Origin of the sequence: Desulfovibrio oxyclinae DSM 11498 (assembly GCF_000375485.1) — a bacterium.
Taxonomy (GTDB): Bacteria; Desulfobacterota; Desulfovibrionia; order Desulfovibrionales; family Desulfovibrionaceae; genus Pseudodesulfovibrio; species Pseudodesulfovibrio oxyclinae.
Genome location: NZ_AQXE01000012.1, coordinates 34,020 through 60,586, shown reverse-complemented (window position 1 = coordinate 60,586; position 26,567 = coordinate 34,020). Strand labels below are relative to the sequence as shown.

Genomic DNA, 26,567 nt, shown 5'->3' with positions numbered 1-26,567 from the left:
AAAGTACAGAAATGAACAGTATCCCATGAACGTTCACGTTCTCTTGCGGCATTGTCGCAGTGCTCTTGCTACGGAGGAATAATAATGATTGCAGGTGGCTGGAAAGGTATGGCCGGAATTCTTCTGCCGATGATGACTGTTTTGCTTTCTCTGGGGGCCGTGGGTGGGGCCGCGATGGATTCGAGCGCCCTGATTTACGGCTGCGCCGGAGCTGCCGCGCTGCTGGCCGCACTGACATTGTTTTTCACCCGTTCTGCGGCTCCGAAGCTGACGGCCATGGCCGCCGATCTTTCCAAGGACGAGGATTTGAGCAAGCTGCAGGAAGCCGCCCGCGGGACCGAGCTTCAGGGGCTGATGGATGTTCTTGAGGACAAGCGCCTCGAAATGCTCGATGAGCATCATTTTTACTATAATGCTCTTCAGGTGATGGGCAATCCCGTTCTCGTCTGCGACCGCAAGGGGCGCATCGTCATTGCCACCAAGTCAGTCTTCGAGCTGCTCGGAAAACCGCGTGAACAGGTGATCGGATTCACCGTGAGCAAGGCCTTCTACAACAGGGAAGGTCAGGCCGTGACCGACAAGGCTCTGGAGGCGGGCAAGGAGATAGAGACCGTTTCCGACATCACTTTCTGGAACGGCAACGTGCATCGGCTCAAGGTTTTTGTGGCTCCCATCTATGATGATCACGGGGCGATCAGAGGAGCGGTTACTTCGTTCGTTGATCTGCATGACGTCATGGAAGGGCAGAAGCGCCTTGAAGAACAGCAGGAACGCATTCTTGCCGTGGGCAGAGACATCAGCAACCTTGCCGAGCGGGTGGCGTCGGCCTCCGAAGAGCTTTCGGCCTCTGCCGACGAGCAGGCCCGCGGAGCCCAGAAGCAGAGCGGGCAGACGGACACCGTCGCAACCGCCATGGAAGAAATGACCGCCACGGTGCTGGAGGTCGCGCAGAACGCCTCGGCCACTTCCAAGGCTGCCGACGAAGCGCGCGTTTCCGCCGAGGAAGGGGTCTCCATGGTCACTCAGGCGGTGACGTCCATCAATAAGGTCTCGGAATCGTCCGGGAAGCTTTCTCAAGTGGTGGGGCAGCTCGATTCACAGGCCGAGGAAATCGGCCGTATCATCGGCGTCATCAACGACATCGCGGACCAGACCAACCTGCTGGCCCTGAACGCCGCCATCGAAGCGGCCCGGGCGGGCGAGGCCGGGCGCGGCTTTGCGGTGGTCGCCGACGAAGTGCGCAAGCTGGCCGAGAAGACGATGACCGCCACCAAGGAAGTTGAAGAAGCCATCCACACCATTCAGGAGCGGTCCAATCACGCCATGACGAGCATGACCCAGACCGAAAAGGAAGTGCAGGAAAGCACCGACCTTTCGAACCGCGCAGGGGAATCCCTGCAGCAGATCATGGGCCGCATCGAGGACATGGTGAGCCGTGTTTCCCAGATCGCCACCGCTGCCGAGGAACAGTCCGCGGCAGCCGAAGAGATCGGCCAGAGCATTGAAGACATTGCGCTTGTCGCGCGGGAGGCAGACGAAGGAGCCGGACAGGCGGCGAGTGCCACAAGAGATCTGGCGGAGCTTGCGCAGGAACTGCTCACGGTGTCCATGGACTTCAGCGGCGACAGCGACCAGTCCAAGCTGCGACAGTCCGACGGCGTCATGAAGGGGATCCTGCCCAAGATCACGCAGAATTTCGTCAAGGAAAAGTTCGGTCAGGCCGTGTACGACCATATGCAGCAGGAGCTGGGCAACCCCGTTTTCCTGCCCACGGGCAGCTATCCTGACACGGTCTTGAATCAGATGGCGGAAACCGTAGCCGCGAAGGTCGGCGGTACGCCCAGAGAATTTTTCCTCCAGCTGGGCCGTTTCACCGTCGGCCAGTTCTACAAGATGTACAAGCGTCACTTCAAGGACGAGTCACTCAAGGAATTCTTCCTGCGCATGAACGAGCTGCACGCCCAGCTCACCAAGGATGTGCCCGGCATCAAGCCGCCCAAGTTCACCTACGAGGACAAGGGCGACTCGCTGTTCATGAACTACCGCTCCGGTCGCGGCCTTTTCGATTACTTCGAGGGCATCCTGCAGGGAGCCGCAGACTTCAAGGGCGAAAAGATTTCCGTGAAGGTCACGCCGTTCGACAGTGAGACCGCACGTGCGGAAATCCGCTTCCTTGGTAAAAAATAACGCACTGGCACCGGCCAGATTCATGCGCTACGGTAGTTTGTCAGAATCAAAAGTCCCACGTTTCGTTTCAAGGAGCCTGTCCCGATGTCCGACGATCTGAACCGGCAGATATTCAAAGAGGAAGCCTATGACCTTCTGGGGGAACTGGAGGGCGCGCTGCTGGAACTTGAGGAAAGCCCGGAGGATATGGACCTCGTCAACCGGGTCTTCAGAACGTTGCATACCATCAAGGGCTCCGGCTCCATGTTCGGATTCGACGACATCGCCGAATTTACCCACGAAGTGGAAACGGTGCTGGATCTCGTGCGTTCCGAAGAACTGAACGTCAGTACAGACCTGATCAGCCTCGTGTTCCGTGCGCGGGACCAGATCCAGAAGATGCTCGACAATGCCGGCTCGGACGTGGAGATCGCCCCGGAGGAAATGGAGTCCATCCTCGCTGGTCTGAAACGACTGGTCGCCAACGAGCCGGTTGAGGATGCCGCCCCCGAAGCGCCTGCAGAAGCTGCTCCCGAAGAGCAGGCTGGCGAAGAAATCCCGGAACCCGAAGCGCAGAGTGCGCCCAATTATTTCATCCTGCGGATCGCCCCGCGTTCGGAAGGCGCTGCGGACAGGGAGACCTTGGAGCCGGTTCTCTCGGAATTGGAACGGCTCGGTGAACTGTCCGTCCGCACCGGTCCCGGTGACGTCCCCGGCGTTCAGGGGTGGGAAATCCGGCTGGATACGCCCAAGGGTGAAGATGACATTCAGGACATTTTCCTTTTCACGGATGCCGACATCGACATAGAGGTGACGCAGTACGCTGCGGAGGAAGAAATTCCTGCGGCGGCGACACACGTCGCAGAACGGACGCCCGAGCCGGAAGAGAGTGCCGAGACGACCGAAAGCGTCGAAACACAGCCTGAGGCCGCAGCCGAAGAACCTGCCGGAGCAGACATCGTCGTGGAGGCCTCGGAGACGCCGGAAGCGCCGGAGAAGGTTGAAGATACCAAGCCTTCCGAGCCGACCGGGGGGACTCCCGAAACCTCGATCATGGATGAGGAAGAGCGCGAGGAACGCGATCGGCTGGGAGATATTCTCGTGCGAAAGGGCGTGGTCAAGCCCGAAGATGTGGACAGCGCGGTGAAGGACCAGAAGAAGAGCCGCGAGACAGCCGCCAGCAAGCAGCGTCAGGAGGCTGTGTCCAGCATTCGTGTCGCGGCGGAAAAGCTGGACTATCTCGTGGACCTCGTGGGCGAACTGGTCATCGTTCAGGCACAGATTTCCCAGGTGGTCAGCGAGCGGTCCGACCCGACGCTCACGGGACTTTCCGAAGAGCTCGAAAGGCTCTCCGACGAATTGCGCGATTCCACCCTCGGCATCCGCATGCTGCCCATCGGCACCACCTTCAGTAAGTTCAGAAGACTGGTCCGTGACCTCTCCGCCGACCTTGGAAAGGAGATAACGCTTTCCACGAACGGTGCCGAAACCGAGCTGGACAAGACCGTCATCGAGCGGCTGAATGACCCTCTCGTGCACCTGCTTCGCAACAGCATAGACCACGGTATCGAACAGCCCGCGGAGCGCGAGGCGTCCGGCAAGCCCAGAAGCGGCATGATCCTGCTCTCGGCTGAACACTCGGGCGGCGAAGTGCTGATCCGCATTACTGACGACGGCAAGGGCATGGACCCGGACGTGATCAGGGCCAAGGCCGTGGAGCGGGAACTCATCGCACCCGATGCGGACCTGAGCCGAAAGGAAATTTTCAAGCTCATCTTCGAAGCGGGTTTTTCCACCGCCGACAAGGTGACCAACGTCTCGGGACGCGGTGTGGGAATGGACGTCGTGAAGCGGGCCATCGACAGCCTGCGCGGCACCATCGACATCGACAGCGCGCCGGGCAAGGGCACCACCATCACGGTGCGCCTGCCGCTGACGCTGGCGATCATCGACGGCCTTCAGGTGCGGGTGGAGGACGAGTACTACGTCATTCCGCTTTCGCTGGTCGAGGAGTGCGTGGAGCTTTCCAACGTGGATCGCAACGAGGACGAATCCGGGCAGCGCATCATGTATCTGCGTGGGGAGATCGTGCCATACGTGCATCTTCGTGAATTTTTCGAGGTGGAGGGCGAGAGCCCGCCCATCGAGCAGATCGTCATCACCGGCGTGGAGGGCAGCCGCATCGGCATTGTCGTGGACACGGTCATCGGCGAGCACCAGACGGTCATCAAGAGCCTCAGCCGGGTCTATAAGGACGTGGAAGGCATCTCCGGAGCCACCATCAAGGGTGACGGCTCCATCGCGCTCATCCTCGACATCCCGAGGCTGGTGCGCAGGATTGTGGCGGAATCCAACCTCAACTAACAGCTACCGCCATACGGTGACAGACATATGAACAAGAAGATTCGCGTTCTCATTGTCGACGATTCCGCAGTCGTCCGTCAGACGCTCCAGAGCATCCTCGAATCGGACCCGGCCATTGAGGTCATGGGTACGGCCGTAGATCCTTTCGCTGCTGCGGAGAAGATCCGCCGGGAGGTTCCCGACGTCATTACGCTGGATATCGAGATGCCGCGCATGGACGGGCTGACCTTCCTGCGAAAAATAATGAAGCAGCATCCCATTCCGGTGGTGATCTGCTCATCCATGGCCACGGAAGGGGGCCAAAACGCGCTCAAGGCCCTTGAATACGGGGCCGTCGAAATTATTTCCAAGCCCAAGGTCGGCACCAAGAAGTTTCTTGAGGAATCGCGAATCCGGTTTGTCGATGCGGTAAAGGCCGCCGCCATGACCCGCCGTCGCAAGGCGCGTCCGCCGGTTCAGCCGCTCAAGCCGCAACCCAAGCTGGATGCGGATGCCGTGATTCCGGCAGCCAAGGGAGCCGCGCCGGTGCAGGCGACCGAGAAGATCGCCCTGATCGGCGCATCCACCGGCGGCACCGAGGCGCTTCGTGTGTTTCTCGAAGCCCTGCCCGTGAACTGCCCGCCGGTGGCCATTGTCCAGCACATGCCCGAGCATTTCACCGCCGCCTTTGCCCAGCGCCTTGACGGCATTTGCGACATCAGCGTCAAGGAGGCCGTTGACGGCTCTCCCATGCAGCGTGGACAGGCGCTCATAGCCCCCGGCAACAAGCATATGCTGCTCAAACGCAGCGGGGCGAAGTATTACGTGGAGGTCAAGGACGGCCCGCTGGTTTCCCGCCACAGGCCTTCGGTGGACGTGCTGTTCCGCTCCGGAGCCCGGTACGCGGGCAGGAACGTGGTGGCCGCGATCATGACCGGTATGGGCGACGACGGTGCCAAGGGAATGCGAGAGTTGTTCGACGTCGGCGCCTACACCATCGCTCAGGACGAGGCTACCTGCGTGGTCTTCGGGATGCCGCAGGAGGCCATAAAGACCGGCGGTGTGCATAAGGTGCTGCCGCTCGGACGCATTGCGGCGGAAGTGGTGGGCAAGTGCCGTTAGCCGCCTGAGTGGCGGTAGAACATCACCTCGACCGGCTCCCGCGTCACCAGCCCTTCGGTGACCAGCTCGTCAAGCGTCCTGAGGAAGGTTTCGATCTTTTCCGGGATGTCCACTACCTCGATGACCAGCGGCATGTCTTCGGAGAGCCGGAGAATCTTCGAGGTGTGCACTCGGCTGTTGGCGCCGTATCCCATGATGCCCCGGAGCACAGTGGCTCCGGCGAGCCCGGTCTTGCGGGCTTCTTCCACGATTACTTCCGAAAGCAGCCTGCCGTCGTGCCGGTCCGCCTCTCCTATGAAAATCCTGAGTCGTTCCGCCTGAGCCGGAAGATGCATGGCGACCTCCGTCTGCTGTCCGCTTGAAGGGCGGACGGTATTTCTCTACAACAGTCTGCCAAGGGTCATGCCGCCGAAGACGAGCAGCAGTCCCACAGCGGCCTGCCCGCCGATGTTCAGCGCGGCCATGGCGACCTGACTGGCCTTTACCAGCTGCGCCGATTCGAACATGAACGTGGAAAAGGTCGTGAACGCGCCCAGAAATCCGGTAAGAACCAGAAGGCGCAGGTCTCCGCCAAGGCCGATGCGGTTTTCGAAGAAGCCCCACACCGCGCCGAAGAGCAGGCAGCCTATCATGTTCACGGCAAAGGTTCCGGCGGGAAAACCGGTCCCGGCCAGACGCTGGGCCAGACCTGCGGCGTAATACCTGCAAATGGAGCCGGCGGCGCCGCCCACGGCAATGAGAAGCATCTTCTTCATCATGAACGGTTTGTAGCACCGGCACGGGAGAAAGCAAAGTGGCACTCGAAAAGGAACTGAAATACAGGGACGCGGACCATGAGGCCGTGCGCGCAAATCTTCAAAGTGAAGGCGCGCGGCCAGTCGGCAGATGGTTCGAATCCAACATGGTCTTCGATACCCCGGGGCGCGAATTGAAGGCCGTCGGGAAGCTGCTTCGCCTGCGCCTGAAGGGTGATAGGGCGGTGCTGACCGTCAAGGTCCCTCCGGGGGAGGCCGAATCCGACGCAGTTAAGGTGTTTGAAGAGCACGAAACGCCGGTGGGTGATTTCGATGCCATGCGCGACTGTCTGGAGGCGCTGGGCTACCGGGTGGCTTTCGCTTATGAGAAGGTGCGGGAGAAATGGCTGCTGGGCGATTGTGCTATCTGTCTCGACACCCTGCCGTTCGGCTTTTTTGTTGAAGTGGAAGGGGAGGAAGACCGGATCGTTGCCTGTGCGGCCCGGCTCGGGCTTGAGGTCTGTAAATCCTGTACATTGACGTATCACGCGTTGAACCTTGAGGTGATTGCGGAAAAAGGACTGCCGGAGCAGGAGAGTTTCGTTTTCGACAGCAAAGAGCGGGCTCGGTTGATCGAAGAAACGCAAACTTGAAAAGAACCCCCTCGACATGCGGCTCGGGCGTATTTATATTGAAGCTGAAAAAGTTTGATACGGAGCGTTTACAATGGGCAGAAAGTACACCGGGGACGGATTCGAGTCCGAAGTGCTCGAACGGCACGAGGTGAAGGAGCCGTCCCGGTACAAGGTGCTCCTGCACAATGACGATTACACCACTATGGATTTCGTTATCGAAATTCTGACGAAGGTGTTCCACAAAAGCGAGGCCGAGGCCACACGCATCATGCTGGCGGTCCATCACGAAGGAGTGGGCGTCTGCGGCTTGTATACGGCGGAAGTGGCCGAGACCAAGGTGGACATGGTCCACCGGCTCGCCCGTGGTGCGGGATTCCCGCTCAAATGCACCATGGAGAAGGAATAACGGCTATGACCATGCTGAGTAAGGCCTTAGAGAGCGCCCTGACGGGCGCGGTCAACGAAGTCAAGGAAAGGAACCACGAGTTCCTGACCCTGGAACATCTCCTGTACGCCATCGCCAGCGAGGATTCGGGCGTGGAAATACTCACGTCCTGCGGTGCGGACGTCACCGAGCTGCGCGAACAGCTCGGGGTGTTCTTTGAACAGAACATGGAATCCCTGCCTGTTGAGGTGGAGACCGAAGTCGTGCAGACGCTTGGTGTGCGCCGGGTGTTGCAGCGTGCCGTGTGGCAGAAGAAGGCCGCCGGGCGCGACATGGTGGACGTGGGGGACGTGCTCGCGGCCATGTTCGACGAAGAGGACTCCTACGCGGTCTATTTCCTGCGCACGCACGATGTCTCCCGCCTTGAAGTGCTGGATTACATCTCGCACGGCATGGAAGAGGACCCCCGTCCATGGTTCCCGGAGCGCGTGGGAGAACCCGCCGAGGACGCCGAGACCAAGGGCGACGAAAAGAAAGGTGCGCTCGAAGAGTTTGCGACCAATCTTTCCGAACGCGCCGCGCAGGGCCTCATTGACCCGCTCATAGGCCGGCAGGCGGAGCTTGAACGCACGGTTCAGGTCCTCTCGCGCCGTCGCAAGAACAACCCGATTTACGTGGGCGATCCCGGCGTGGGCAAGACCGCTATGGCCGAAGGGCTTGCGTTGCACATCGTCGAGGGTAACGTTCCCAAGGAATTCCTCGGTGCCGAAATCTGGGCGCTGGACATGGGCGCGCTGCTGGCGGGCACCAAGTATCGCGGCGACTTCGAGAAGCGGCTCAAGGCCGTGCTTGCCGAACTGAAGCCGCGCAAGGACGCAATCCTGTTCGTGGACGAGATTCACACCATCGTGGGTGCCGGCTCCGTGAGCGGCGGCAGCATGGATGCCTCCAACATCCTCAAGCCGTTCCTCGCCTCCGGCGAGATCCGCTGCATCGGCTCCACCACGTACGAGGAATACAAGAACCATTTTGAAAAGGACCGCGCCCTGTCGCGCCGGTTCCAGAAGATCGAACTGCCCGAGCCCTCGGTTGATGAAACCGTGGATATTCTCAAGGGCCTCAAGCCCCATTACGAGAAGTATCACGGCGTGACCTACACGCTGCCGGTGCTCAAGGCCACGGCCGAGCTTTCCTCGCGTCACCTGACGGAGCGTCACCTGCCGGACAAGGCCATCGACGTGATGGACGAAGCGGGCGCGCTCTACAAGCTGGGCAGAACGCGGCGCAAGGGCGACAGGATCACCATCTCGGACATCGAGAAGATCATCGCCCGAATGGCCCGCATCCCGGCCCGCCGCCTCAGCGGAGATGACCGCACGCGCCTGAAGAATCTTGAAGGCGAGCTTAAGGGCGTGGTCTTCGGGCAGGACAATGCCGTGGACCAGCTTTCCAAGTCCATCAAGCGTGCCCGTGCCGGCATGAAGCAACCGGGACGCCCCGTTGGCAGCTTCCTGCTCACCGGCCCCACCGGCGTGGGCAAGACCGAGCTGGCCCGCCAGCTGGCGGACAAGCTCGACGTGGGCTTTCTGCGTTTCGACATGTCGGAGTACATGGAGAAGCACGCCGTGGCGCGGCTCATCGGTGCGCCTCCGGGCTACGTGGGCTTTGATCAGGGCGGCCTGCTCACCGAGGGCATCCGCAAGCAGCCGCACTGCGTGGTGCTTTTCGACGAGATCGAAAAGGCGCACCCGGACGTGTTCAACATTCTGCTGCAGGTCATGGACTACGCCACCCTGACGGACAACAATGGGCGCAAGGCGGACTTCAGGCACGTGATTCTGCTCATGACCTCCAATGCCGGGGCTCGGGAGATGTCCAAGGGTGCCATCGGCTTTACCCGCAACGAGGATGACGACCGCAAGTCAGGCGCGCTCAAGGCCGTGGAAAAGCTCTTCACTCCCGAATTCCGCAACCGTCTGGACTCCATCGTGCAGTTCGACTCGCTGGAAAACTGGGTGATGGAGCGCATCGTGGACAAGTTCATCAACGAACTGAACGGTCAGCTGGCCGAGCGGCGCGTTACTGTGGAACTGACACCGGCGGCGCGAACGCAGCTGGCAAAGCTCGGGCACGACCCGGCCTTTGGCGCGCGCCCCATGGGCCGCACCATCCAGCGGGAAATCAAGGATCCGCTGGCGGACGAACTTCTCTTCGGCAAGCTCATGAAGGGCGGCATCGTTCAGGTCGGCTTTGAAAACGACGAATTCACGTTCAACTACTAGGCTGACATGGTTGACAATTACAGGGTGGTGCGCCCCGAGCACCTGAATCATCACGGGTATCTCTTCGGGGGCATCGTCCTCAAATGGGTGGACGAGTTCGCCTGGCTGTTCTGCTCTCTCGATTACCGGGGGTGCACCATGGTCACCGTGGCCATGGACGAGGTGCAGTTTCGCGCTCGCATCTCCTGCGGCGCCATCGTTCGCTTCAATGTGGAGCGCGAAAAGCAGGGGACGACTTCCGTGACCTACCGGGTTCGCGTCTACGGCGACGAACCCGGCGGCACGGAGGAAAAGTTCATCTTCGAAACCAAGGTCGTGTTCGTGCGTCTGGATGAGAGCGGCAGGAAGACGCCGCTGCCGGAGCCGGATGCCCATTCGCTGACCGTCGGAGGCTGATTTTGGCGATCTACCGGCTGTTCGAGGATCCAGTGTTTCCCGACCCGGACGAGGCTGAGCCGGACGGGCTGCTCGCCGTGGGCGGCGACCTGTCCGTGACGCGCCTGCTCACCGCCTATGCCAACGGCATTTTTCCCTGGTATGCCGAGGATTCGCCCATTCTGTGGTGGTCCACCAATCCGCGCCTGATACTCATCCCTTCGGAACTGCATGTCCCCAAAAGCCTGCGCCGAACCCTGAATCGCGGCTGCTACAGCTTTACCCTTGACCGGGATTTCCGCTCGGTCATAGCGGCCTGCGCGGAAACCTTGAGGCCGGATCAGGAGGGCACGTGGCTGGTGCCGGAGATGATAGAAGCCTACACGCTGCTGCACGATCTTGGGTACGCCCATTCCGTGGAGGCATGGTGCGGCGATGATCTGGTAGGCGGGCTTTACGGCATCTCCATCGGCTCGGCTTTTTTCGGAGAATCCATGTTCTTCCGCCGTCCGGATGCATCCAAGGCCGCCTTCGTGACGCTGGTGCGCCAGCTTGAGCAGTGGGGGTTCGATTTCGTGGACTGCCAGCAGACCACGGACCATCTGCTGCGTTTTGGCGCGCGCGAAGTGCCGCGCTACCGCTTCCGGGAAATGCTCGACAAGGCGGTTCGCAAGCCCACGTTCGAGGGGCGCTGGAGCTTTTGCGAAGACGCCGATGCTCTCCGGAACTAGATAACTACCCGTTTTTCAGTGTGCAGTACTGGCTGTAATAAGCCGCACCGCCGCCCATGTCCGTGACGTGGTCAGCAATGACCGCGTTGGGATTCCTGCCGTGTCGCATCCAACCGCCCCGGCGCAGAATGACGGTCTGGGGATGGATGCCTTCCTCCACCGCCACCATGACCCGCATGCTCCCGGCCTCTGTCTCAAGCAGAGCGGGGTCGGCCGTATTCAACCCCTTGAGCATCGGGTTGTCCGGAGATATTCGGGCGGTCAGCATTTCTGCCTGCTCCTCTTCGGGAATCTGCGAATGAATGGCTTCACGGCGTACCAGCGTCATGAGCATCAGGGGATAATTCGCGTCGTGTTCCCGTGCATCGGAAAGCGTTTCCGGCAGGTGGTACAGGCCGTCTTCATGTCCGAATCGAAGGTCTTCGAATGCGATCTGCGGCCAATCGCCGCGTGCGAAACCTGTTTCCCGCAAGTCGTCGAGGTCGATGCCGGATTCCTGAAGTGAACTGCGAAGGCATGTTTCCGCATCTGGAAACGTGATTGGGGTGGTCAGCCTTGCGCCCAGCTCGCGAAGGATTTCAAAGTCGGATCGGGCCTCGTCGCGCGGTTCCATCAGCTTGGCGGAGTGGTTCACGTAGTTGTGCAGGGCGGAACCGAGGATGTCCTCGCGCTCCATGGTCAGCGCGGGCGGCAGGATCAGGTCCGCGCGCATGGCGGTGTCGGTCATGAACGCCTCCACGCATACGGTGAAGGGGATGCGCTTGAGGGCGCGGGCCGCTGCCACGGCGTCAGGCACCTGATTGGCGGGGTTGAATCCGTCTATCCAGCAGAATTCCACGGCAGGAGCGGCATTCTCCAGTTCTCTTGCCAGTTGCGGCACAAGAAAGCTTCGTGTCGGGCCGTCGTGGGGGCCGTCGGCTTTCCATTTGGTGAAGTTCCGGTTGGAGGAAATATTGTAGTAAACACCGTTGCCGGGGGAGCCGATGTGTCCGGAAAGCACCGAGAGCGCATTGATGAAACGTACGGACTCGCCGCCGTGCAGGTGTCTCTGAAGTCCCCAGCCGATGATGGAGGTCAGGGGGGATTCATCGGCGTACCATTCGGCCAGCGTTCGCACCGCATCAAAGGAAACGTCGCAGGCGCGGCAGAGCGTGGTGATGTCCTGCTCTTTGACCAGACGCGCGAACTCGTCCGTGTTGGCGCACCGCGTGAGCATGTCCTTGCCAACACGGTTCTCGCGCAGCAGCAGTGCCAGAACTGCGGCGGCCAGAAAGCGGTCCGTACCGGGGCGGATGCGGATGACGGTGTCGGAAAGCGATGCCGTGTCGTCTCCGCCGATGGAGACCGTCAGGACAGAAGCGCCGTTCTTGCGAGCCTGCCTGATGAGAGCCGCGGTGTGGATGGAGCTTCGGTTGAAGTCCTTGCCCCAGTTCACGATGCGGCGGGCGTTGGGGATGTCGGACGGGTCATTGTGGGTGAGCACTCCGAAATCCGCCTCGCACGCGGCAATGCCGGTGTCATCGCAAAGCGATCCGTGGGTACGGGTCGCGCCGAAGGCATTGAAAAAGGCGACGCTGGCCATGCCGAGCACGCCGCGATAGCCGAAGCCGCGCAGATGCAGCGCCTTTTGCGGATCGCCCTGAACCGAGTTCAGTTTTTCCGCGCACAATGCGAGGGCTTCGGCCCAGTCAATAGGCTCAAACTGGCCGTTGCGTCGCAGCAGCGGGGTGGTGATGCGATCCTCGGCCTCGATGCGCCTGAAGATGCGTTGTCCCTTGGGGCAGGCGAAGCCGTTGGTGAAGGGATGCTCGGGGTTGCCGCGAATCTTCCGTGTGTCAGTATCCACCAGCCACGAGCAGCTGTCCGGACAGTCGAAGGTGCATGCGCTGTGTGTCATGCGGTGAGGATGTTGGATTTTCCCCGGACGGTCAAGTGCGGCCTAACAGCCCCTGAGAATCCTGTCGGCCAGCGCAGGATGGAATCCGGCGCGGCGAATCTTTTCGGCCGTGGTCTGCGTATCGTACGGCAGAAAGCGGATTTCAAGCTCGCCGGAAGCAGGATCGTAAAGGACGTACTTCGCATCAGGACCGTTGCCGCGCGGCTGGCCCACGGCTCCTGCGTTGACGATGTGCTTTGCGTCAGCCGTCAGAGTCACGGTTCCGGCGCAGAGCTTGCGGCAGCTCGAAGTGTCGTGGTCAAGCACGATGTGCCGCAGTTCATGGGTGTGTCCCACGAAGCACACGTGCTCAGGGAAGGCGTGCATCAAATCCCCGTAGCGGTCCGAGTACTTCCAGAGATATTCGCCCACCAGATCGGGTGGCGCGCCGTGGACGAAGCGCATGTTGTCCAAGCTGAGGCTTTTGGGCCGGGTGATGAGCCACTGGACGGTCTCGTCGTCCAGCAACGCGCGGGTCTTGAGCAGCATGTCGCGGGCGACGGGGTTGAATCGTGACAGGTACATCTGGTTGATGAGTCCCTGCTCATGGTTGCCCATGACCGTCTCAATGCCGCGTTCGCGCACGAGATCGGCGCACGACTGTGGGTCGGGACCGTAGCCGACAATGTCGCCGAGGTTGACTATGCGTTCGATTCCGAGGGTGTCGATGTCGCCCAGCACGGTCCGGAAGGCCTCCAGATTGCCGTGGATGTCGGACATGACCGCTATGCGGCGTGATTCCTTCATTCGGCAACGATAGCTTCTCCGGACCGCGCGGGCAACACCTTACGGGGATTAGGACAAAAGTCCGGCCCGCTGCGCCAGCTCAAGGCACAGCTCGGCCTGATTGAACGGATAAAGGTGGATTCCCGGGGCGCCGTTGGCAGCCAGATCGCGAAGCTGCTGCGCGGCGTGATCCAACCCGAGCTCGCGCACGGCGTCGTCACCTCCCTGCGCATGGGCCTTTTCGATGGATGAGAGCAGATCGCCGGGGATGGGCGTGCTGCAAAGCGTCATGAGCCGCCGAATCTGTCCGAGGGAGCGGATCGGAAGCACGCCTGGGATGACGGGTCTGGTGCAGCCCATGCCTTCCAGTCGCTCCACGAGGTCGAAATAGCGCCGGTTGTCGAAAAAGAGCTGGGTCACGCCGAATTCGGCGTTGTCGAGCTTGAACTTGAGCATTTCGACGTCCTGCTGGGCTGTTTCGGACTCCGGATGAATGTCCGGATATGCGGCCACGCCCACCGCCATGTCCGGGGCCTCCTGCCGTATGATTGCTACGAGGTCGGTTGCGTAACGAAGCTCTTCGGGCGCAGCGTCCATGCCTTCGGGCAGGTCGCCACGGACCGCGAGGGCGTTGCGGATGCCCATATTTTTGAGTTCACGTACGGCCTCTCGCGCGGATTCGGGAGTATGATGGACGCAGGTGAGGTGCGGCATGACCGTGAAGCCGAGGGTGTCAGAGAGTTTTGCTGCGGTTTCGAGCGTTCCAGTGGCGCCGCCGCCCCCGGCGCCGCAGGTAACAGCCGCGAACAGCGGCTTGAGCGTCTTCAGCTTGTCGGCGGATTCCAGCAGCTTCGGCATGAGTTCCGGCCTGCGCGGGGGAAAGAATTCCAATGATATGAACGGGCCGTCTGTACGGCACGAGTTGCGGCAGGCTTCGTGAATCAGCATGGCTCCTCCGAGATGAAATTGTATGCTTAAATGTTTATATTGAGATATCTTGATTTATGCATTTATACGTGTCCGAGGGAGATGTCAAGTCAGTGGCGTGAGGTAAGACTGGGGCTTTGATGAGCCTGTGATCGGCAAGCGGGCCGGGTGCTTGCGAACAGAGGCAAATCCCGGTAGGGATAGAGTGGGAGGCGGGGTTTCGAATAGTGAATGAAGCTCCGGTGTTGCGGTCATGCCAAAGCTGAAGACTCTGCTGATTCATCCAGATGCGCAGGTGCGTGCCGAACTACGGTCGCAGCTGGCCGAGGTGCCTTTCCTGCAGGTTGTGGGGGAGGCCGTTGAGGCGTTCGAGGCGCTTGAACTGTTGGATGCCATTCCATACGGTGCGTTTTTCCTCGGTACCGATCTGCCCGGCAGGGCCGACGGAATCGAGCTGGCGCAGATGCTGGCCGGACGCAAGAACCGGCCCGCGCTTATTTTCATTTCCGAATCCGAGCAGCAGGCCTACGCCGCCTTCGAGCTCGGAGCCACGGATTATCTGCTCTGGCCGCCGGCCAGCGGACGCCTTGCGCGGACCATAGACCGACTGTCCGATTTCAAGACCAAATACCGAGAAGTGCCCGAACCCGAGCACTGGGAGGACTCCCCCGACGCCAGCAACGCCACGGACGAGGCCACGGTGCAGCTCCCTCTCGGCGAGGATGAGCAGGACCATTTCCTCGCGGCGCTCAGGCAGGCGTGGGACGAATCGCAGAATCGCGGGCCGGAGCTGGAAAAACTGGCGGTCAATCAGGACGGCCGGGTCATCCTCATTCCCTATTCGCAGATAATCTTCATCGAGGCGTACGAGGACTATTCCTACGTACACACCGCCAATCAGAAATTTCTCACGAACTACCGGCTCAAACATCTTGAAGACCGGTTGAAAGCGTTCGGCTTTTTCCGGGTGCACCGCAAGTATTTGGTGAATCTGGATACCGTTACGGAAATAGCCAGCATGCCGGGCAGCAACTTCATGCTCCGAACCACCGGTCGCACGCGCATCGAGCTGCCCATCAGCCGCAGACGCATAGCTGAACTCAAGCAGATTCTGGGACTTTGACCGTTCATCCGGTCCGGTCATCCGCTCACCGAATAGGGCGGGTGTTGCCAGGCCGTTTGTGTTGAAACAGACTCGCGGACCACCTGAGGCCGCGCGAGGAGGAAATATGGATCGTTTCGAAACCCTCGACAGCTTGTTGCAGGAAGAGCGCGTCTTCCGCCCCCTGCCGCAGCTCGTGATCGAGGCCAACGTCAATCCGCAGGAGCTGGGGGCCGCGCGCCGCCAGTCCGAGTACGATCCGTTGGGGTACTGGGAAGAAGCGGCGGACGAGCTCGACTGGTTCAAACGCTGGGATCGCGTGCTGGACGACTCCCGAAAGCCTTTCTATCGCTGGTTTCCGGGAGCGCGTTGCAACATCGTCTACAACTGCCTTGACCGCCACATCGAGACCGCCAACAAGAACAAGCTGGCGCTCATCTGGGAAGGTGAACCCGGCGATTCGAGGAAGTATACCTATTTTGAACTCTACCGCGAGGTAAACCGTTTCGCCAACGCCCTGCGCACCCTCGGCGTGCAGAAGGGCGACCGTGTGGTGGTCTACATGCCGCCGCTGCCGGAAACCGTAGTGGCCATGCTCGCGGCCGCCAAAATCGGCGCCGTGCATTCCGTGGTCTTCGCCGGGTTCTCGGCCAAGGCCCTGCGCCAGCGCATCAACGACGCGCAGGCCAAGGCGGTCATCACCGCCGACGGCTTCTATCGCAACGGGCAGGTGCTGCGACTCAAGGATACCGTGGACGAGGCGCTCGTGGGCGCCTGCGCCGACTGCGTGGAATCCATGGTGGTCGTGCGACGCACCAAAGTGGGCGTGGACATGGTGGACGGTCGCGACTTCTGGTACGAGGACCTCGTCCGTCAGGAGCGCAACACCGCGCCCACCGAGGTCATGGAGGCGCACGAGCCACTCTTTCTCATGTACACCTCAGGCACCACTGGCAAGCCCAAGGGCATCGTGCACTGCCACGGCGGCTACATGGTGGGCGTACACCGCACCCTGACCACCGTCTTCGATGTAAAACCCACGGATATCTTCTGGTGCACCGCCGACCCCGGCTGGGTCACCGGCCACAGCGCCGTGGTCTACGGACCGCTGCTGGCGGGGACCACCACGGTCATCTATGAAGGACACCCGAATTATCCGCAGGCCGACCGTCTCTGGAACATCGTGGCCAAATACGGCATCAGCATTTTCTACACCGTGCCCACGGTCATCAGGATGCTCATGCGCTTCGGCGTGCAGCACACCAAACGGCACGACCTGTCCAGTCTGCGTCTGCTGGGATCGGTGGGCGAGCCCATCAGCCCCGAGGCGTGGACGTGGCTCTACAAGAACATCGGTCGAAGCGAGTGTCCCGTCATCGACACCTGGTGGCAGACCGAAACCGGCATGTTCATGATCAGCCCGTTGCCCATCTCGCTGCTCAAGCCCGGCTCGGTGACCAAGCCGCTGCCGGGCGTGAAGGCGGACGTCGTGGACCGCGAAGGCAACTCCGTGGAGCCGGGCAAAGGCGGCCTGCTGGTGATTCGCGAGCCGTGGCCCGCCATGATGACTGGACTCTGGAACGATGAGGACCGGTACCGCGAGTATTTCGAGAAGGTTCCGGGATGCTACTTCGCAGGCGACGTGGCTCGGCGCGACGAAGATGGCTACATCTGGATTCAGGGCCGTGCAGATGATGTGATCAACATCGCGGGCCACCGTGTCGGTTCTGCCGAGCTGGAGGCAGCTTTCGGCGCGCACCGGAATGTGACCGAGGCCGCCGTCATCGGTGTGCCGGACACCATCAAGGGCGAGGCCGCCAAGGCTTTCGTCGTGGTGCGCTCCGGTGCCGAGGAAGACGACGAGCTTATCAAGGACCTCAAGCGACACATCCGCAACGAACTTGGGCCGGTGGCCGTGCTCAAGTCCATCGAGTTCCGCAGGAAACTGCCCAAGACCCGCTCCGGAAAGATCATGCGTCGGGTGCTCAAGGCGGAAGAGACCGGCACAGAGATCGGCGACCTCACCGGAATGGAAGACGACTCCTGACCCAACCAAAAGCCCCGGTCCGCTGTAGACCGGGGCTTTTTTTGAGCTGATGGGAATCGCTACTGCATGAATCGCTCGCGCACCTGCCGGAACAGCTTCGGCTTTCGGTCATACTGATGCACGATGACCGCAGGCTTTCCCGACGCATTGAGAACCAGCCCCGACGCATCGCACTCCGGCTCGCCCGGGTGGTAGCCCAGCGTGAGGATTGGCCCTGCATTATCGTGAAAGGTTGTCTTTGAATCAAATTCCTTTCTGATCAGTATGTTATGAATTGCCTGATCGAATCCCGCCATATTGTTGCCGGGAGAGAACCCCGCCGACTGTTCGATCATGGCGTCGAGGTATTCAAGCAGTGTTTCCTGATCGGCGACGGTGGTTCCGGAGCAGGAAATGGGTTCGTCGCGCAGAAAATCCAGCGCCTGCGGTCCAAGGTGATTCTCAACCCAGTGGCTGTTGTGCGGGCAACGTCCGATAGTCATGCCCGGCGCTTCCAATGTGGCATTGATGCCGGGAGACCATGCAAAGGCGAACGGGTCGCCCTGGAACAGCACGTCCCGGACATCCGTGAGCAGAATTCGCTGGAAGGATTCGTCGTGCGTGCGCAGGTACTCACGATAGAGACGGTAGCGGTAGCCATTGTATGGAACAATCTCGAATTCAGCGGGGCGCTCGAAGGGAACGACTTCCACGCCGAGGTCCCGGAGTTGGGTCGTGTGCCGGGTGGTGGGACTGGTGAAGAGCACCAGTCGTGCTTTCGGGGCAACCGCCTTCCATGAGAGGACGAACGGGGCAAGATCGCCGAAGTGGTATCCTGCGGCGAGGCCCAGAATCAGATTTTGCGGTACGGGCATGTGCGGTGCTTCATGGAAAAGGGCGGCCCTTGCGGACCGCCCCTTTGATGGTCGTTATTCTTCCCAGCCGTAAGTTCGTTCCACGGCTTTTTTCCAGCCTGCGTAACCTTTGGCGCGGGCTTCGGGGTCCATGTTCGGTTTCCACGTCTTGTCCTCGGCCCAGTTTTCGCGCAGCTCGTGGAAGCTGTCCCAGAACCCGACCGCCACGCCTGCGGCGTAGGCTGCGCCGAGACAGGTTGTTTCCGCGACCTTGGGGCGTGTCACGGGGACGTCGAGCACGTCGGCCTGGAACTGCATGAGCAGATCGTTCTGCACCATGCCGCCGTCCACCTTGAGGGCCCTGAGATCCACGCCGGAGTCCTTGTTCATGGCTTCGACAATGTCTTTGGTCTGGTAGGCGTTGGCTTCCAGCACGGCGCGGGCGATGTGGTGCTTGGTGGCGTAGCGGGTCAGCCCGACCATGACGCCGCGGGCATCGGGCCGCCAGTAGGGAGCGAACAGACCCTGAAATGCCGGAACAATGTACACGCCGCCGCTGTCTTCCACCTTTGAGGCAAGCTCCTCCACCTCGGGGGCGTCGTTGATCATGCCGAGGTTGTCGCGCAGCCACTGTACCAGCGCGCCGGCGATGGCGATGGAGCCTTCGAGGCAGTACACGGGTTTGCGGTCGCTGCGCTGATAGGCCACGGTGGTGATCAGGCCGTTCTTGGAAATGACGGGTTCGTGTCCTGTGTTGAGCAGCAGGAAGCAGCCGGTGCCATACGTGTTCTTGGCCTCGCCGACCTCGAAGCAGGTCTGCCCCACAAGCGCGGCCTGCTGGTCCCCCAGCGCGCCGCAGACCGGGACGCGGGCCTTGAGTGGACCGTCTTCCATGGTGGGGCCCCATGTCTCGGCGTCGGAAGAGGGCACGATGCGGGGCAGGCTGTCTCTGGGAATTGCCAGAAGGTCGAGAATATCCTGATCCCACTTCAGGGTTTTGAGGTCCATGAGCATGGTGCGGCTGGCGTTGGTTACGTCGGTGACGTGTGCGCCGCCCTTGGGGCCGCCCGTGAGCCACCAGATGACCCATGTTTCCATGGTGCCGACCATGGCGGTTCCGGCTTCGAGCGCTTTCTTTGCCTCGGGGACGTTGTCCATGATCCATTTGATCTTGGGGCCGCTGAAATAGGTGGCGATGGGCAGGCCGGTCTTCTCGCGGAAGCGGTCCTGACCGCCGTCTTTCATGAGTTCCTTGCAGATCTCGTGGGTGCGGGTGCACTGCCAGACGATGGCATTGTAGTAGGGCTGTCCCGTGTTGGCGTCCCAGACCACCACGGTTTCGCGCTGGTTGGTTATGCCGATGGAGGCGAGGTCGGTACCCTTGATGCCGGCCTTGGCGAGAGCGCCTTTGATCACGTCCTGCGTGTTGCGCCATATCTCCATGGGATCATGCTCGACCCAGCCCGGTTTGGGAAATATCTGTTCGTGCTCCTTCTGGTCCAGAGCGACGATGCGGCCGCGCTTGTCGAAGATGATGAATCGGCTGCTGGTAGTCCCCTGGTCCACGGCTCCGACGTATTGTGCCATGGTTCCTCCTTGGTTCGTCCTGAAGTGAATGTACCGTATCCGTCAGCGGGCGATCCCGCATCATTTCGATCAGCTCTTTCGTCTCATGGCCCTGAGCGCCACCGATGCCACCGTCTCGGCAGCAGGCAGCTCTTCGTCTCCGGTCAGGCCTTCGAACTGCATCTGGCAGTAGGTGCATGCCGTGGCGACGGTTTCGGCTCCGGCTCCCGCCGCGTCCCGGAGTTTGCTCAGGCCGATGGAGTCGGCCATGGCGTCGTTGCGGTCACGCATAAAGTGCCCGCAGCATTCAACGCGCAGCTGCCACGGGACCGGCTCGGCCCCGAGCGCCTTGAGGACCCGCTCGAAAACCGTTGGCGCCAGCGGATCGTCAAAGTCCGTGGCTTCGGACGGCCGCAGGGCATGACACCCATAACTGGCCGCCACAGGACTGCCGCCGAGGCCGTTGCCCGCAAGCTCCCTGAGCTTGTCGAGGTTCTGGTCCATGACGGTGAGCAGGTGAAGCACTCTGGGGATCTCGGCGAGAGAAAGCCCCTCCGACTGGAGGTGCGCGTCAATCGTCGTGCGCAGTTCCGGCAGGGTCTGGAGCTTGTGCGCCATGACCTTGAGGTTGCCGTAACAGCATTTGCATGGGGTGACGATGTCCAACCCGGCGGCGTTGGCGAGGGCGAAGTTTCGCGCAGCGGCCAGCGCCGAGGTGCGAAGGCTCTCCTGTCTGAGCGGCCAGCCGCAACAGTTGAATTCCATTGAAGCGGGTTCCAGACCGAGCGCGGCGCAGACATCCAGCGCGTCCCTGCCGTACTGTGGCTGGTGATATGCTATCTTGCATCCCGGAAACCAGGCGAATTGCATCAGTCCTCTCCTTCTCGGAGCCGTGCGTTGGCGATGTTGCGAAGCTCGAACAGTACGTCCGCAACGGGGACGCCCTGCGGGCAGTGTTCCTGACACTTGTAGCAGGTGACGCAGTTCCACGTCATGCCCGCGCCCAGAGCGTGGTCCACCAGCCCCATGCGCAACAGGTTCATGACCTGCTGGGGGGTGAAGTCCAGCTCTCGGGCCGGGTTGGCGCTGGCGTTGACCACGGTGCACACGCTGGTGCACGTGGTGCACTGCACACATCCGAGATATGATTCCTTGCGCGCCACGAGCTTTTCGGCCCGGGCGCGTTCTGCTCTTGATTCGGCCAGTCCGCGCAGAGCGGTCATGCGCTGCGAGGGAGACTTGCCGGGCATGTAGTACTGCGGTCCGGCGAGCTTCTCTTCCTTCAGCCGCTCAAGCGAGGAAAGCCAGAGGTCCTGCAAGTCGATGCCGGAGGGACAGACGTCGGTGCAGCGTCCGCACTGTGAACAGATGCGGCTGCCGGAACCGAAGTCGTCAAGTCGTTTGCCGGAAAGGCGGCCAGAGGCATAGGCGCCGAGTTCGCCGATCTTCTCCGAGGGAAGCACCGGCCTGATGCCGAGCACGTCGTAGGCCGGGGCCACGCTGCACCGCAGGGAACATTCCCCGCAGTGGGTGCAGGCGGCAAGGCCTTCCTGACGCGCGGCTTCCATTTCGCCGGAGCTGCGTTCCCGTGCGGCTTCGGAACTGCTTCTTCCGCGACGCCTGAGCAGGTTGAGCGGGGTGGTGAGCACATGGGCGAATTTACCGATGGGCAGCAACAGTATCCCCGCAAGAATGAACAGGCCGTGGAGGGTGCCGAGCGCAGTGGCCGCGTCGATGCGCTCCAGCGCCGGAGCTGCGGGTGATATGACTTTTGCCACCGCTGAAGACATGAAGGCCGAGGACGCGGGCGCGTGGCAGCTGGAACAGGAATCGGCGTTGAGTTCGCGGCCGAATTCCAGTGTCTCCGGCGATGTGTCCGGACGCCGGGGGAAGACCACGTCGTAGTCCACGGTCCAGACGGCCTTGAGTGCGGCGACTTCCTCTTCGCCGCCGTAGAAGTATTCTTCGGTCATGCGCTCGAATGCAGCGGGGGAAACGGACTTTGCCGCCTGCCAGAACACGCCCGAAAGTCCGATGCCCGCCACGATGATCAGCAACGCCCAGTCCATGGGGCGGGTGATGCGCCTGAGACGCGGCATGAACAGCCTGCGGCAGATGACCATCAGCAGCCCGAGGCAGAGCATGAAGCCGAAGAGATCCCTCAGGAAATAGAATGGATCAAGGGTAGCTTCGTAATAGAGGTCGAAAAGGTCGGCGGTCCAGGGGCCGAAGGCATGAACGACCAACAGTCCGATGAAGCCTGCGTGGATAAGGGCCGCCGTCATCCAGCGCCACGGACCGCCCCCGAGGGAGCGGCGCAGGGTCAGGATGTCGAACCAGCCCTTGGGAGAAAGCAGCGTTGCCGCAATGCCTGGAAGGGCTTTGAGGCGGTCCTTGAGTCCGGTCACGCCGTCGAGGCGGGAGCGCATGGCGCGGGCGGCGCGGAAGGCGAGTCCGAGCACGGCCAGTGTCAGGACGGGGAGCAGGGCGGCATAGAAAAGGTCCATGTCAGTTGCCTCCCTCCAGTTGCTCGGTCAGGGACTGTACGGCTTTCCACGCCGTGGCCACCGCAAGTCCGGTGCCGCACTTCTCGCGTATCCAGTCGTGCCCGCACAGGATGGCTCCGGCCGCGCGCAGGTTCTGGTGATAGACCTGCCCGTCCGGGCCGAGGGGGCGGAAGCTGGAGTCGAAGCGAACGCCCGAGCGGTCGGCCGGGTGTCCTTTCGGGTCGAAGAATTCTTGCGAATACCATTCGTCGGGGCCCGACGGCTGTGCCACGGGGATATCGAAGACGGTCTCACGGATGCCGTGCATCTCCTGCCGAAGCCCCTTGCCGAAGAATCGGCCGGTGGCGAGGATGGCGGAGCGGGCGGATACCCGGTATTCGTCCCGCGCACCGCCGACGGTGAAGGTGAATCCGCCCGAAGGGTGCTTCTGCGTGCCCCGGACCGTTTTCTGGCTGAGGGTCCGCACGCCAAGCACCGGGAGTCCCCGGTCGAAGGCGGCCCTGAGCCGGGTGCCCATGATGGGGGGCGGAAGCGTGGGTATCTCGAACACGGTCGCGCCAAGCAGCTGTGAAAGGTGCGTTGTAACCTTCGTGCAGTCGAGGATGCCCAGCATGGCGGGGAAGGCCACGTATTGGGCGTCGCCGAGATGCGGGCGCACGGCTTCGGCCAGCGCTTCGCGCCGCTTGGCGTCCGAAAGCGCCAGTGCCATGTGTTCGGGGAACAGCTCGCCGTCCAGCCCCGGAAAGCGGATGGTCGCGGACTTGAGGGCAGGCCAGTGTCTGCCGAGGGTCTCGGTGAGCTGATGCCCGCTGAACCCCTTGAGTCCGTCAAATGCCACTGCAAGGCACGGCGCTTTGCTGGCAAGCGCATCCGCGCCGGGGATCATGGTTTGCGGGGCGCGACAGGTGCGTTTGACCGTCCCTGCCGGGGTGGGCAGGCGCAGGTTGCTTTTGCCGTCCCCGCCGTAGGGCAGTCCCTGTGCATCGAGAAACGCGATGAATTCGCGAAGCGATTCCTTGATCTCGTCGGTTTTGAGTCGGGCGTATGGATGGTCCGGAATCTCCCGGCGCAGCGAGTCCATGGCGGACCACGGGTCGTCGTGCTCCAGCAGCTTGGCGGTCGGGTGCACCCCGAGCACATCTATGAAGCCGCTGCCGAAGTCGATGCCTCCGGTGGTCCCGGCCTGCGCGACCGACAGCCCTTTTTGCGCGGCAAAGAGGGCTGCTGCCATTCCGGCGTGACCAGCCCCGATGACCATCACGTCGCAGGATATGTCGATCATTCTTGATCTCCGGTAAGTTCCAGTTCCAGCAGAGCGCAGTGCAGCGCTTCCTGAAGTTCGGTCTGCTCGGCGGTGCGGCCCCACATGACGGGACGCTGTCCCTTCCAGCGGCGCTGGGTAAAGGACTTCAGCTCGGCGAGGCCTCTCATGCCGCCGACCACGCCCTCATCATAAAGGAATGAGGTGACCCGCGGGCCGCAGAACGCGCCCTGACACGGACCTTTGCCCATGCGGCTGCGCAGGTTGATGGCGTTGAGTGCCGACCGGCCGCGCATGTCGCCGAGTCCGCGGACCACTTCGCCGATGACCGAGCGCGGAATGAGTTCGCATTCGCAAAGCATGACCTCGGCGCGGGCGTCTCCCGTGGCGAATTCGCGAGGGGCGCGGCCCGGTTCGGTCCATCGTCCGGAAACGGATGAAGGCAGCGGCTCGGTGCGGGTCAGGCACGGCTTGGATACGCCGATCTTGGCGCAGACCATGTCCGCTGTTTTTTCGGCCATGAGCCGGTAGGTAGTCAGCTTTCCGCCGGATATGGTGATGAAATTGTTTATGTTTTCGTCTGAGTGGTCCACCAGTGAGAACCCGCGGCTCACGTTGCGGTCATCGCCGCCGCCGAGGCTGATGAGGGGACGTATGCCCGCATAGGCCCGGATGTAGCGCGTGGTTTCCAGCACGGGCATCATGCGCATGGCGTCTTCCACCTGCCGCACGCACTCTTCGCGAGTGGGCACGGCGTCGTCCGGCGAATCGACCCGGACGCTGGTGGTGCCGAGGATGGAGACCGTGCCGCCCGGGACGAGGATGTCTGCGTCCGAGGGCTTGCGGAGGCGGTTGATGACGCGGGTCGAGAGCCTGTCCTGCGTCACGAGCAGGGTGCCCTTGGAACAGATCACCCCGACCTGTGCGCCGGCCATGGCCGCGATTTCCCCGGCCCATGCGCCGGATGCGTTGACGACTATTTCGGCCTCGATGGTGCGTTCGCACTGCTCGGTTTCGTCAAAGACGTGCACCCGCTTGATGCTGCCGCCTTCGGAGTCGAAGCCGGTGACGCGCGTGTTGCGCATGATCTTGGCTCCGTGGGCCGCGGCGTGAGCCACGTTGTCCAGCGCGAGCATGAAGGGGTCTATGGCGCCGTCTTCCACTTCGTAGGCCGCAACGGTCTTTTCGGAAAGATACGGCTCAAGCCGTCTGGCCTCGTCCGGGTCAAGTTCTTCGCAGGGGATGCCGCAACGCGAGCAGTGCGAAGGGAATTCCGAAGCGAATGTTTCGTCGTCGCCTTCCACGGCCACGAACAGGCCGTTGGTCTCCTCAATGCATTGCGGGGCGAGTTTTTTGAGAATCTCGCCTTCTTCCCGACATTCGATGGCCGCTTCGGCGTCGCCGGAGACATATCGGCCGCCGCTGTGCAGCAGGCCGTGATTACCGCCGGACGCACCGGCGTTAAGATCGCGTTTCTCAATCAGCAGGCAGGGGACGCCGCGCAGGGCAAGGTCTCTGAGCAGCCCGGTGCCGGTGGCTCCGCCGCCGATGATCAGCACTTGTGTTTCCATTTTTTCAGCTCCAATGGTGCCGCATTTTCGGAGGACCAAGCTAGCAGATGGAGAGATGAATCGCCACGGATTTTTCCCGGTGGCGAGTTGCCGTTTCGCAAATCCCGTTTTGCTTGTGAATTTTCAGAGTTGGAGAGTGTTTTTTGTTGAGACTGTGTCAAACAGGTGTTACGTTTTGATGGTTCTTCGGTTTAAGCTTACGAAACCGAAAGTCGAATGCTGGAGTGTGCATATGGGGCTTGTTCTTAAGGACGTCGACAAATATGTCGGACAGGAAATTCATTTAAAAGACATCAACCTCGAACTGGAGCCCGGCAAACGTTACGTCCTGCTTGGACGGACGCTGGCCGGGAAGACCTCGCTGCTACGCATCATGGCGGGGCTGGATCGACCTTCCAACGGTTCCGTCATAATGAATGATGTGGACGTGACCGGGATGTCGGTACGCAAGCGAAGCGTGGCAATGGTCTATCAACAGTTCATCAACTATCCCTCCCTCTCTGTTTTCAAAAACATAGCGTCGCCGCTGAAAATCGCGGGAACCTCGCGGGCCGAAATCAAACGGCGCGTGCAGGAAGCCGCGAAGATGCTGCATATCGAGCACCTGCTCGACAGGCTGCCTTCGGAGCTTTCCGGCGGTCAGCAGCAGCGTTGCGCCATCGCGCGTGCGCTGGTGAAGAGGGTGGAACTGCTGCTGCTCGACGAGCCGTTGGTCAACCTGGACTACAAGCTGCGTGAAGAGCTGCGCGAGGAATTGCAGCAGATCTTCGAACGGCGCGAGTCCATTGTGGTCTATACCACGACCGAACCCACGGAAGCGCTCATGCTCGGCGGAGAAACAATCGTCATGCATGAGGGCCGCGTGCTACAGACCGGACCCACCGCTGAGGTGTATCTCAATCCGGCCACTACCAAGGTCGCCGAAGTGTTCAGCGACCCGCCGATCAACTTCGTGCCCGCCGTGATCGAGGACGGCAACGTTCGCATCGGCAAGGGGCAGGTGATTCCGCAGCAGGGACGTCTGGCCGATCTGGAGCCGGGCGAGTACCGCTTCGGGATGCGGTCCAACCGGCTGTTCCTCAAGGGGCAGGAAGGCCGGACCGTGCGCTTTGACGGCACAGTGGGGCTTTCGGAGATCAACGGATCCGAGACTTTCGTTCACATGACCTACGAGGATGTGCCGCTGGTGGCGCAGGAGGTCGGCGTGCATCAGTACGGCGTGGGCGACGAGGTTTCGGTCTTTCTTGATCCCAACGACTTTTATGTTTTCGGCGAATCGGGCAACCTGCTGGTTTCCCCGGTGCGGGCCGACTAGACT

At 61.5% G+C, this 26,567-nt stretch carries 22 protein-coding genes; 11 read left to right on the top strand and 11 right to left on the bottom strand.

The window, feature by feature from the left end:
* Positions 1–84 precede the first annotated feature (84 nt).
* The 3 genes from B149_RS0113225 (at position 85) to B149_RS0113215 (ending at position 5,631) form a co-directional block, all read left to right on the top strand.
* On the top strand, positions 85–2,187 hold the full coding sequence (locus B149_RS0113225) for a methyl-accepting chemotaxis protein (protein ID WP_018125646.1): 2,103 nt from the start codon (positions 85–87) through the stop codon (positions 2,185–2,187).
* Positions 2,188–2,271: 84 nt separating this feature from the next.
* Positions 2,272–4,530, top strand: coding sequence for a chemotaxis protein CheA (locus B149_RS0113220; protein WP_018125645.1), 2,259 nt, complete (start codon positions 2,272–2,274; stop codon positions 4,528–4,530).
* Positions 4,531–4,557: 27 nt separating this feature from the next.
* Complete coding sequence (locus B149_RS0113215) at positions 4,558–5,631, top strand: protein-glutamate methylesterase/protein-glutamine glutaminase (RefSeq protein WP_018125644.1); 1,074 nt, start codon at positions 4,558–4,560, stop codon at positions 5,629–5,631.
* Here B149_RS0113215 and B149_RS0113210 read toward each other — a convergent pair.
* On the bottom strand, positions 5,628–5,966 hold the full coding sequence (locus B149_RS0113210) for a DUF190 domain-containing protein (RefSeq protein WP_018125643.1): 339 nt from the start codon (positions 5,964–5,966) through the stop codon (positions 5,628–5,630). The genes B149_RS0113215 and B149_RS0113210 overlap by 4 nt on opposite strands.
* 45 nt (positions 5,967–6,011) lie before the next feature.
* Positions 6,012–6,386: a fluoride efflux transporter CrcB gene (crcB, locus tag B149_RS0113205; protein ID WP_026167613.1), complete on the bottom strand. Its 375-nt coding sequence runs from the start codon at positions 6,384–6,386 to the stop codon at positions 6,012–6,014.
* 38 nt (positions 6,387–6,424) lie between these two features.
* On the opposite strand from crcB, the gene B149_RS0113200 reads away from it, so the two are divergent.
* From B149_RS0113200 to aat, 5 genes are all read left to right on the top strand, one after another.
* Positions 6,425–7,018: a class IV adenylate cyclase gene (locus tag B149_RS0113200; RefSeq protein WP_018125641.1), complete on the top strand. Its 594-nt coding sequence runs from the start codon at positions 6,425–6,427 to the stop codon at positions 7,016–7,018.
* A gap of 73 nt (positions 7,019–7,091) precedes the next feature.
* Positions 7,092–7,406 (top strand): ATP-dependent Clp protease adapter ClpS, encoded by a 315-nt coding sequence (clpS, locus tag B149_RS0113195; protein WP_018125640.1) that lies wholly within the window; start codon positions 7,092–7,094, stop codon positions 7,404–7,406.
* A 5-nt stretch (positions 7,407–7,411) separates the two neighbouring features.
* Entirely contained in the window at positions 7,412–9,667 is a 2,256-nt protein-coding gene (clpA, locus tag B149_RS0113190) for an ATP-dependent Clp protease ATP-binding subunit ClpA (RefSeq protein ID WP_018125639.1), read from the top strand.
* A gap of 6 nt (positions 9,668–9,673) precedes the next feature.
* Entirely contained in the window at positions 9,674–10,063 is a 390-nt protein-coding gene (locus B149_RS0113185) for an acyl-CoA thioesterase (RefSeq protein ID WP_018125638.1), read from the top strand.
* A gap of 2 nt (positions 10,064–10,065) precedes the next feature.
* On the top strand, positions 10,066–10,773 hold the full coding sequence (gene aat / locus B149_RS0113180; RefSeq protein ID WP_018125637.1) for a leucyl/phenylalanyl-tRNA--protein transferase: 708 nt from the start codon (positions 10,066–10,068) through the stop codon (positions 10,771–10,773).
* Positions 10,774–10,777: 4 nt separating this feature from the next.
* On the opposite strand, the gene B149_RS0113175 is transcribed toward aat, so the two are convergent.
* Genes B149_RS0113175 through B149_RS0113165 form a run of 3 tightly spaced genes read right to left on the bottom strand, consistent with a single transcriptional unit; the run spans position 10,778 to position 14,383 of the window.
* Entirely contained in the window at positions 10,778–12,670 is a 1,893-nt protein-coding gene (locus B149_RS0113175) for a molybdopterin-dependent oxidoreductase (RefSeq protein WP_018125636.1), read from the bottom strand.
* 42 nt (positions 12,671–12,712) lie between these two features.
* Positions 12,713–13,456 (bottom strand): metallophosphoesterase family protein, encoded by a 744-nt coding sequence (locus tag B149_RS0113170; RefSeq protein ID WP_018125635.1) that lies wholly within the window; start codon positions 13,454–13,456, stop codon positions 12,713–12,715.
* Positions 13,457–13,504: 48 nt separating this feature from the next.
* On the bottom strand, positions 13,505–14,383 hold the full coding sequence (locus B149_RS0113165; RefSeq protein WP_018125634.1) for a methylenetetrahydrofolate reductase: 879 nt from the start codon (positions 14,381–14,383) through the stop codon (positions 13,505–13,507).
* Between the two features lie 232 nt (positions 14,384–14,615).
* On the opposite strand from B149_RS0113165, the gene B149_RS0113160 reads away from it, so the two are divergent.
* Together B149_RS0113160 and acs are read left to right on the top strand one after the other, a co-directional pair.
* Positions 14,616–15,485 (top strand): LytR/AlgR family response regulator transcription factor, encoded by an 870-nt coding sequence (locus tag B149_RS0113160; RefSeq protein ID WP_018125633.1) that lies wholly within the window; start codon positions 14,616–14,618, stop codon positions 15,483–15,485.
* A 106-nt stretch (positions 15,486–15,591) separates the two neighbouring features.
* Positions 15,592–17,511, top strand: a complete 1,920-nt coding sequence (acs, locus tag B149_RS0113155) for an acetate--CoA ligase (RefSeq protein ID WP_018125632.1) — start codon at positions 15,592–15,594, stop codon at positions 17,509–17,511.
* Between the two features lie 59 nt (positions 17,512–17,570).
* Here acs and B149_RS0113150 read toward each other — a convergent pair whose 3' ends face one another.
* The 6 genes from B149_RS0113150 to glpA all read right to left on the bottom strand — a co-directional run bounded on the left by B149_RS0113150 (position 17,571) and on the right by glpA (position 25,249).
* Complete coding sequence (locus B149_RS0113150) at positions 17,571–18,365, bottom strand: hypothetical protein (protein WP_018125631.1); 795 nt, start codon at positions 18,363–18,365, stop codon at positions 17,571–17,573.
* A gap of 54 nt (positions 18,366–18,419) precedes the next feature.
* Positions 18,420–19,931: a glycerol kinase GlpK gene (glpK, locus tag B149_RS0113145; RefSeq protein ID WP_018125630.1), complete on the bottom strand. Its 1,512-nt coding sequence runs from the start codon at positions 19,929–19,931 to the stop codon at positions 18,420–18,422.
* A 69-nt stretch (positions 19,932–20,000) separates the two neighbouring features.
* Complete coding sequence (locus B149_RS0113140) at positions 20,001–20,780, bottom strand: heterodisulfide reductase-related iron-sulfur binding cluster (RefSeq protein ID WP_018125629.1); 780 nt, start codon at positions 20,778–20,780, stop codon at positions 20,001–20,003.
* A complete protein-coding gene (locus tag B149_RS18050; protein ID WP_018125628.1) occupies positions 20,780–22,417 on the bottom strand; it encodes a 4Fe-4S dicluster domain-containing protein in 1,638 nt (545 codons plus the stop codon). Before B149_RS18050 ends, B149_RS0113140 begins: the two co-directional genes overlap by 1 nt.
* Position 22,418: 1 nt before the next feature.
* A complete protein-coding gene (gene glpB / locus B149_RS0113130) occupies positions 22,419–23,699 on the bottom strand; it encodes a glycerol-3-phosphate dehydrogenase subunit GlpB (RefSeq protein ID WP_018125627.1) in 1,281 nt (426 codons plus the stop codon).
* Positions 23,696–25,249, bottom strand: coding sequence for an anaerobic glycerol-3-phosphate dehydrogenase subunit GlpA (glpA, locus tag B149_RS0113125; protein WP_018125626.1), 1,554 nt, complete (start codon positions 25,247–25,249; stop codon positions 23,696–23,698). Before glpA ends, glpB begins: the two co-directional genes overlap by 4 nt.
* 232 nt (positions 25,250–25,481) lie before the next feature.
* On the opposite strand from glpA, the gene B149_RS0113120 reads away from it, so the two are divergent.
* On the top strand, positions 25,482–26,564 hold the full coding sequence (locus tag B149_RS0113120; RefSeq protein WP_018125625.1) for an ABC transporter ATP-binding protein: 1,083 nt from the start codon (positions 25,482–25,484) through the stop codon (positions 26,562–26,564).
* The last annotated feature ends 3 nt before the right edge of the window (positions 26,565–26,567 follow it).

Bases quoted from the DNA above. Each gene is read 5' to 3' on its own strand.
- B149_RS0113225 (WP_018125646.1), top strand. From the start codon at position 85: ATGATTGCAGGTGGCTGGAAAGGTATGGCCGGAATTCTTCTGCCGATG.
- B149_RS0113220 (WP_018125645.1), top strand. From the start codon at position 2,272: ATGTCCGACGATCTGAACCGGCAGATATTCAAAGAGGAAGCCTATGAC.
- B149_RS0113215 (WP_018125644.1), top strand. From the start codon at position 4,558: ATGAACAAGAAGATTCGCGTTCTCATTGTCGACGATTCCGCAGTCGTC.
- B149_RS0113210 (WP_018125643.1), bottom strand. From the start codon at position 5,966: ATGCATCTTCCGGCTCAGGCGGAACGACTCAGGATTTTCATAGGAGAG.
- crcB (WP_026167613.1), bottom strand. From the start codon at position 6,386: ATGAAGAAGATGCTTCTCATTGCCGTGGGCGGCGCCGCCGGCTCCATT.
- clpS (WP_018125640.1), top strand. From the start codon at position 7,092: ATGGGCAGAAAGTACACCGGGGACGGATTCGAGTCCGAAGTGCTCGAA.
- clpA (WP_018125639.1), top strand. From the start codon at position 7,412: ATGACCATGCTGAGTAAGGCCTTAGAGAGCGCCCTGACGGGCGCGGTC.
- B149_RS0113185 (WP_018125638.1), top strand. From the start codon at position 9,674: ATGGTTGACAATTACAGGGTGGTGCGCCCCGAGCACCTGAATCATCAC.
- B149_RS0113175 (WP_018125636.1), bottom strand. From the start codon at position 12,670: ATGACACACAGCGCATGCACCTTCGACTGTCCGGACAGCTGCTCGTGG.
- B149_RS0113170 (WP_018125635.1), bottom strand. From the start codon at position 13,456: ATGAAGGAATCACGCCGCATAGCGGTCATGTCCGACATCCACGGCAAT.
- B149_RS0113165 (WP_018125634.1), bottom strand. From the start codon at position 14,383: ATGCTGATTCACGAAGCCTGCCGCAACTCGTGCCGTACAGACGGCCCG.
- B149_RS0113160 (WP_018125633.1), top strand. From the start codon at position 14,616: ATGCCAAAGCTGAAGACTCTGCTGATTCATCCAGATGCGCAGGTGCGT.
- acs (WP_018125632.1), top strand. From the start codon at position 15,592: ATGGATCGTTTCGAAACCCTCGACAGCTTGTTGCAGGAAGAGCGCGTC.
- B149_RS0113150 (WP_018125631.1), bottom strand. From the start codon at position 18,365: ATGCCCGTACCGCAAAATCTGATTCTGGGCCTCGCCGCAGGATACCAC.
- glpK (WP_018125630.1), bottom strand. From the start codon at position 19,931: ATGGCACAATACGTCGGAGCCGTGGACCAGGGGACTACCAGCAGCCGA.
- B149_RS0113140 (WP_018125629.1), bottom strand. From the start codon at position 20,780: ATGCAATTCGCCTGGTTTCCGGGATGCAAGATAGCATATCACCAGCCA.
- B149_RS18050 (WP_018125628.1), bottom strand. From the start codon at position 22,417: ATGGACCTTTTCTATGCCGCCCTGCTCCCCGTCCTGACACTGGCCGTG.
- glpB (WP_018125627.1), bottom strand. From the start codon at position 23,699: ATGATCGACATATCCTGCGACGTGATGGTCATCGGGGCTGGTCACGCC.
- glpA (WP_018125626.1), bottom strand. From the start codon at position 25,249: ATGGAAACACAAGTGCTGATCATCGGCGGCGGAGCCACCGGCACCGGG.
- B149_RS0113120 (WP_018125625.1), top strand. From the start codon at position 25,482: ATGGGGCTTGTTCTTAAGGACGTCGACAAATATGTCGGACAGGAAATT.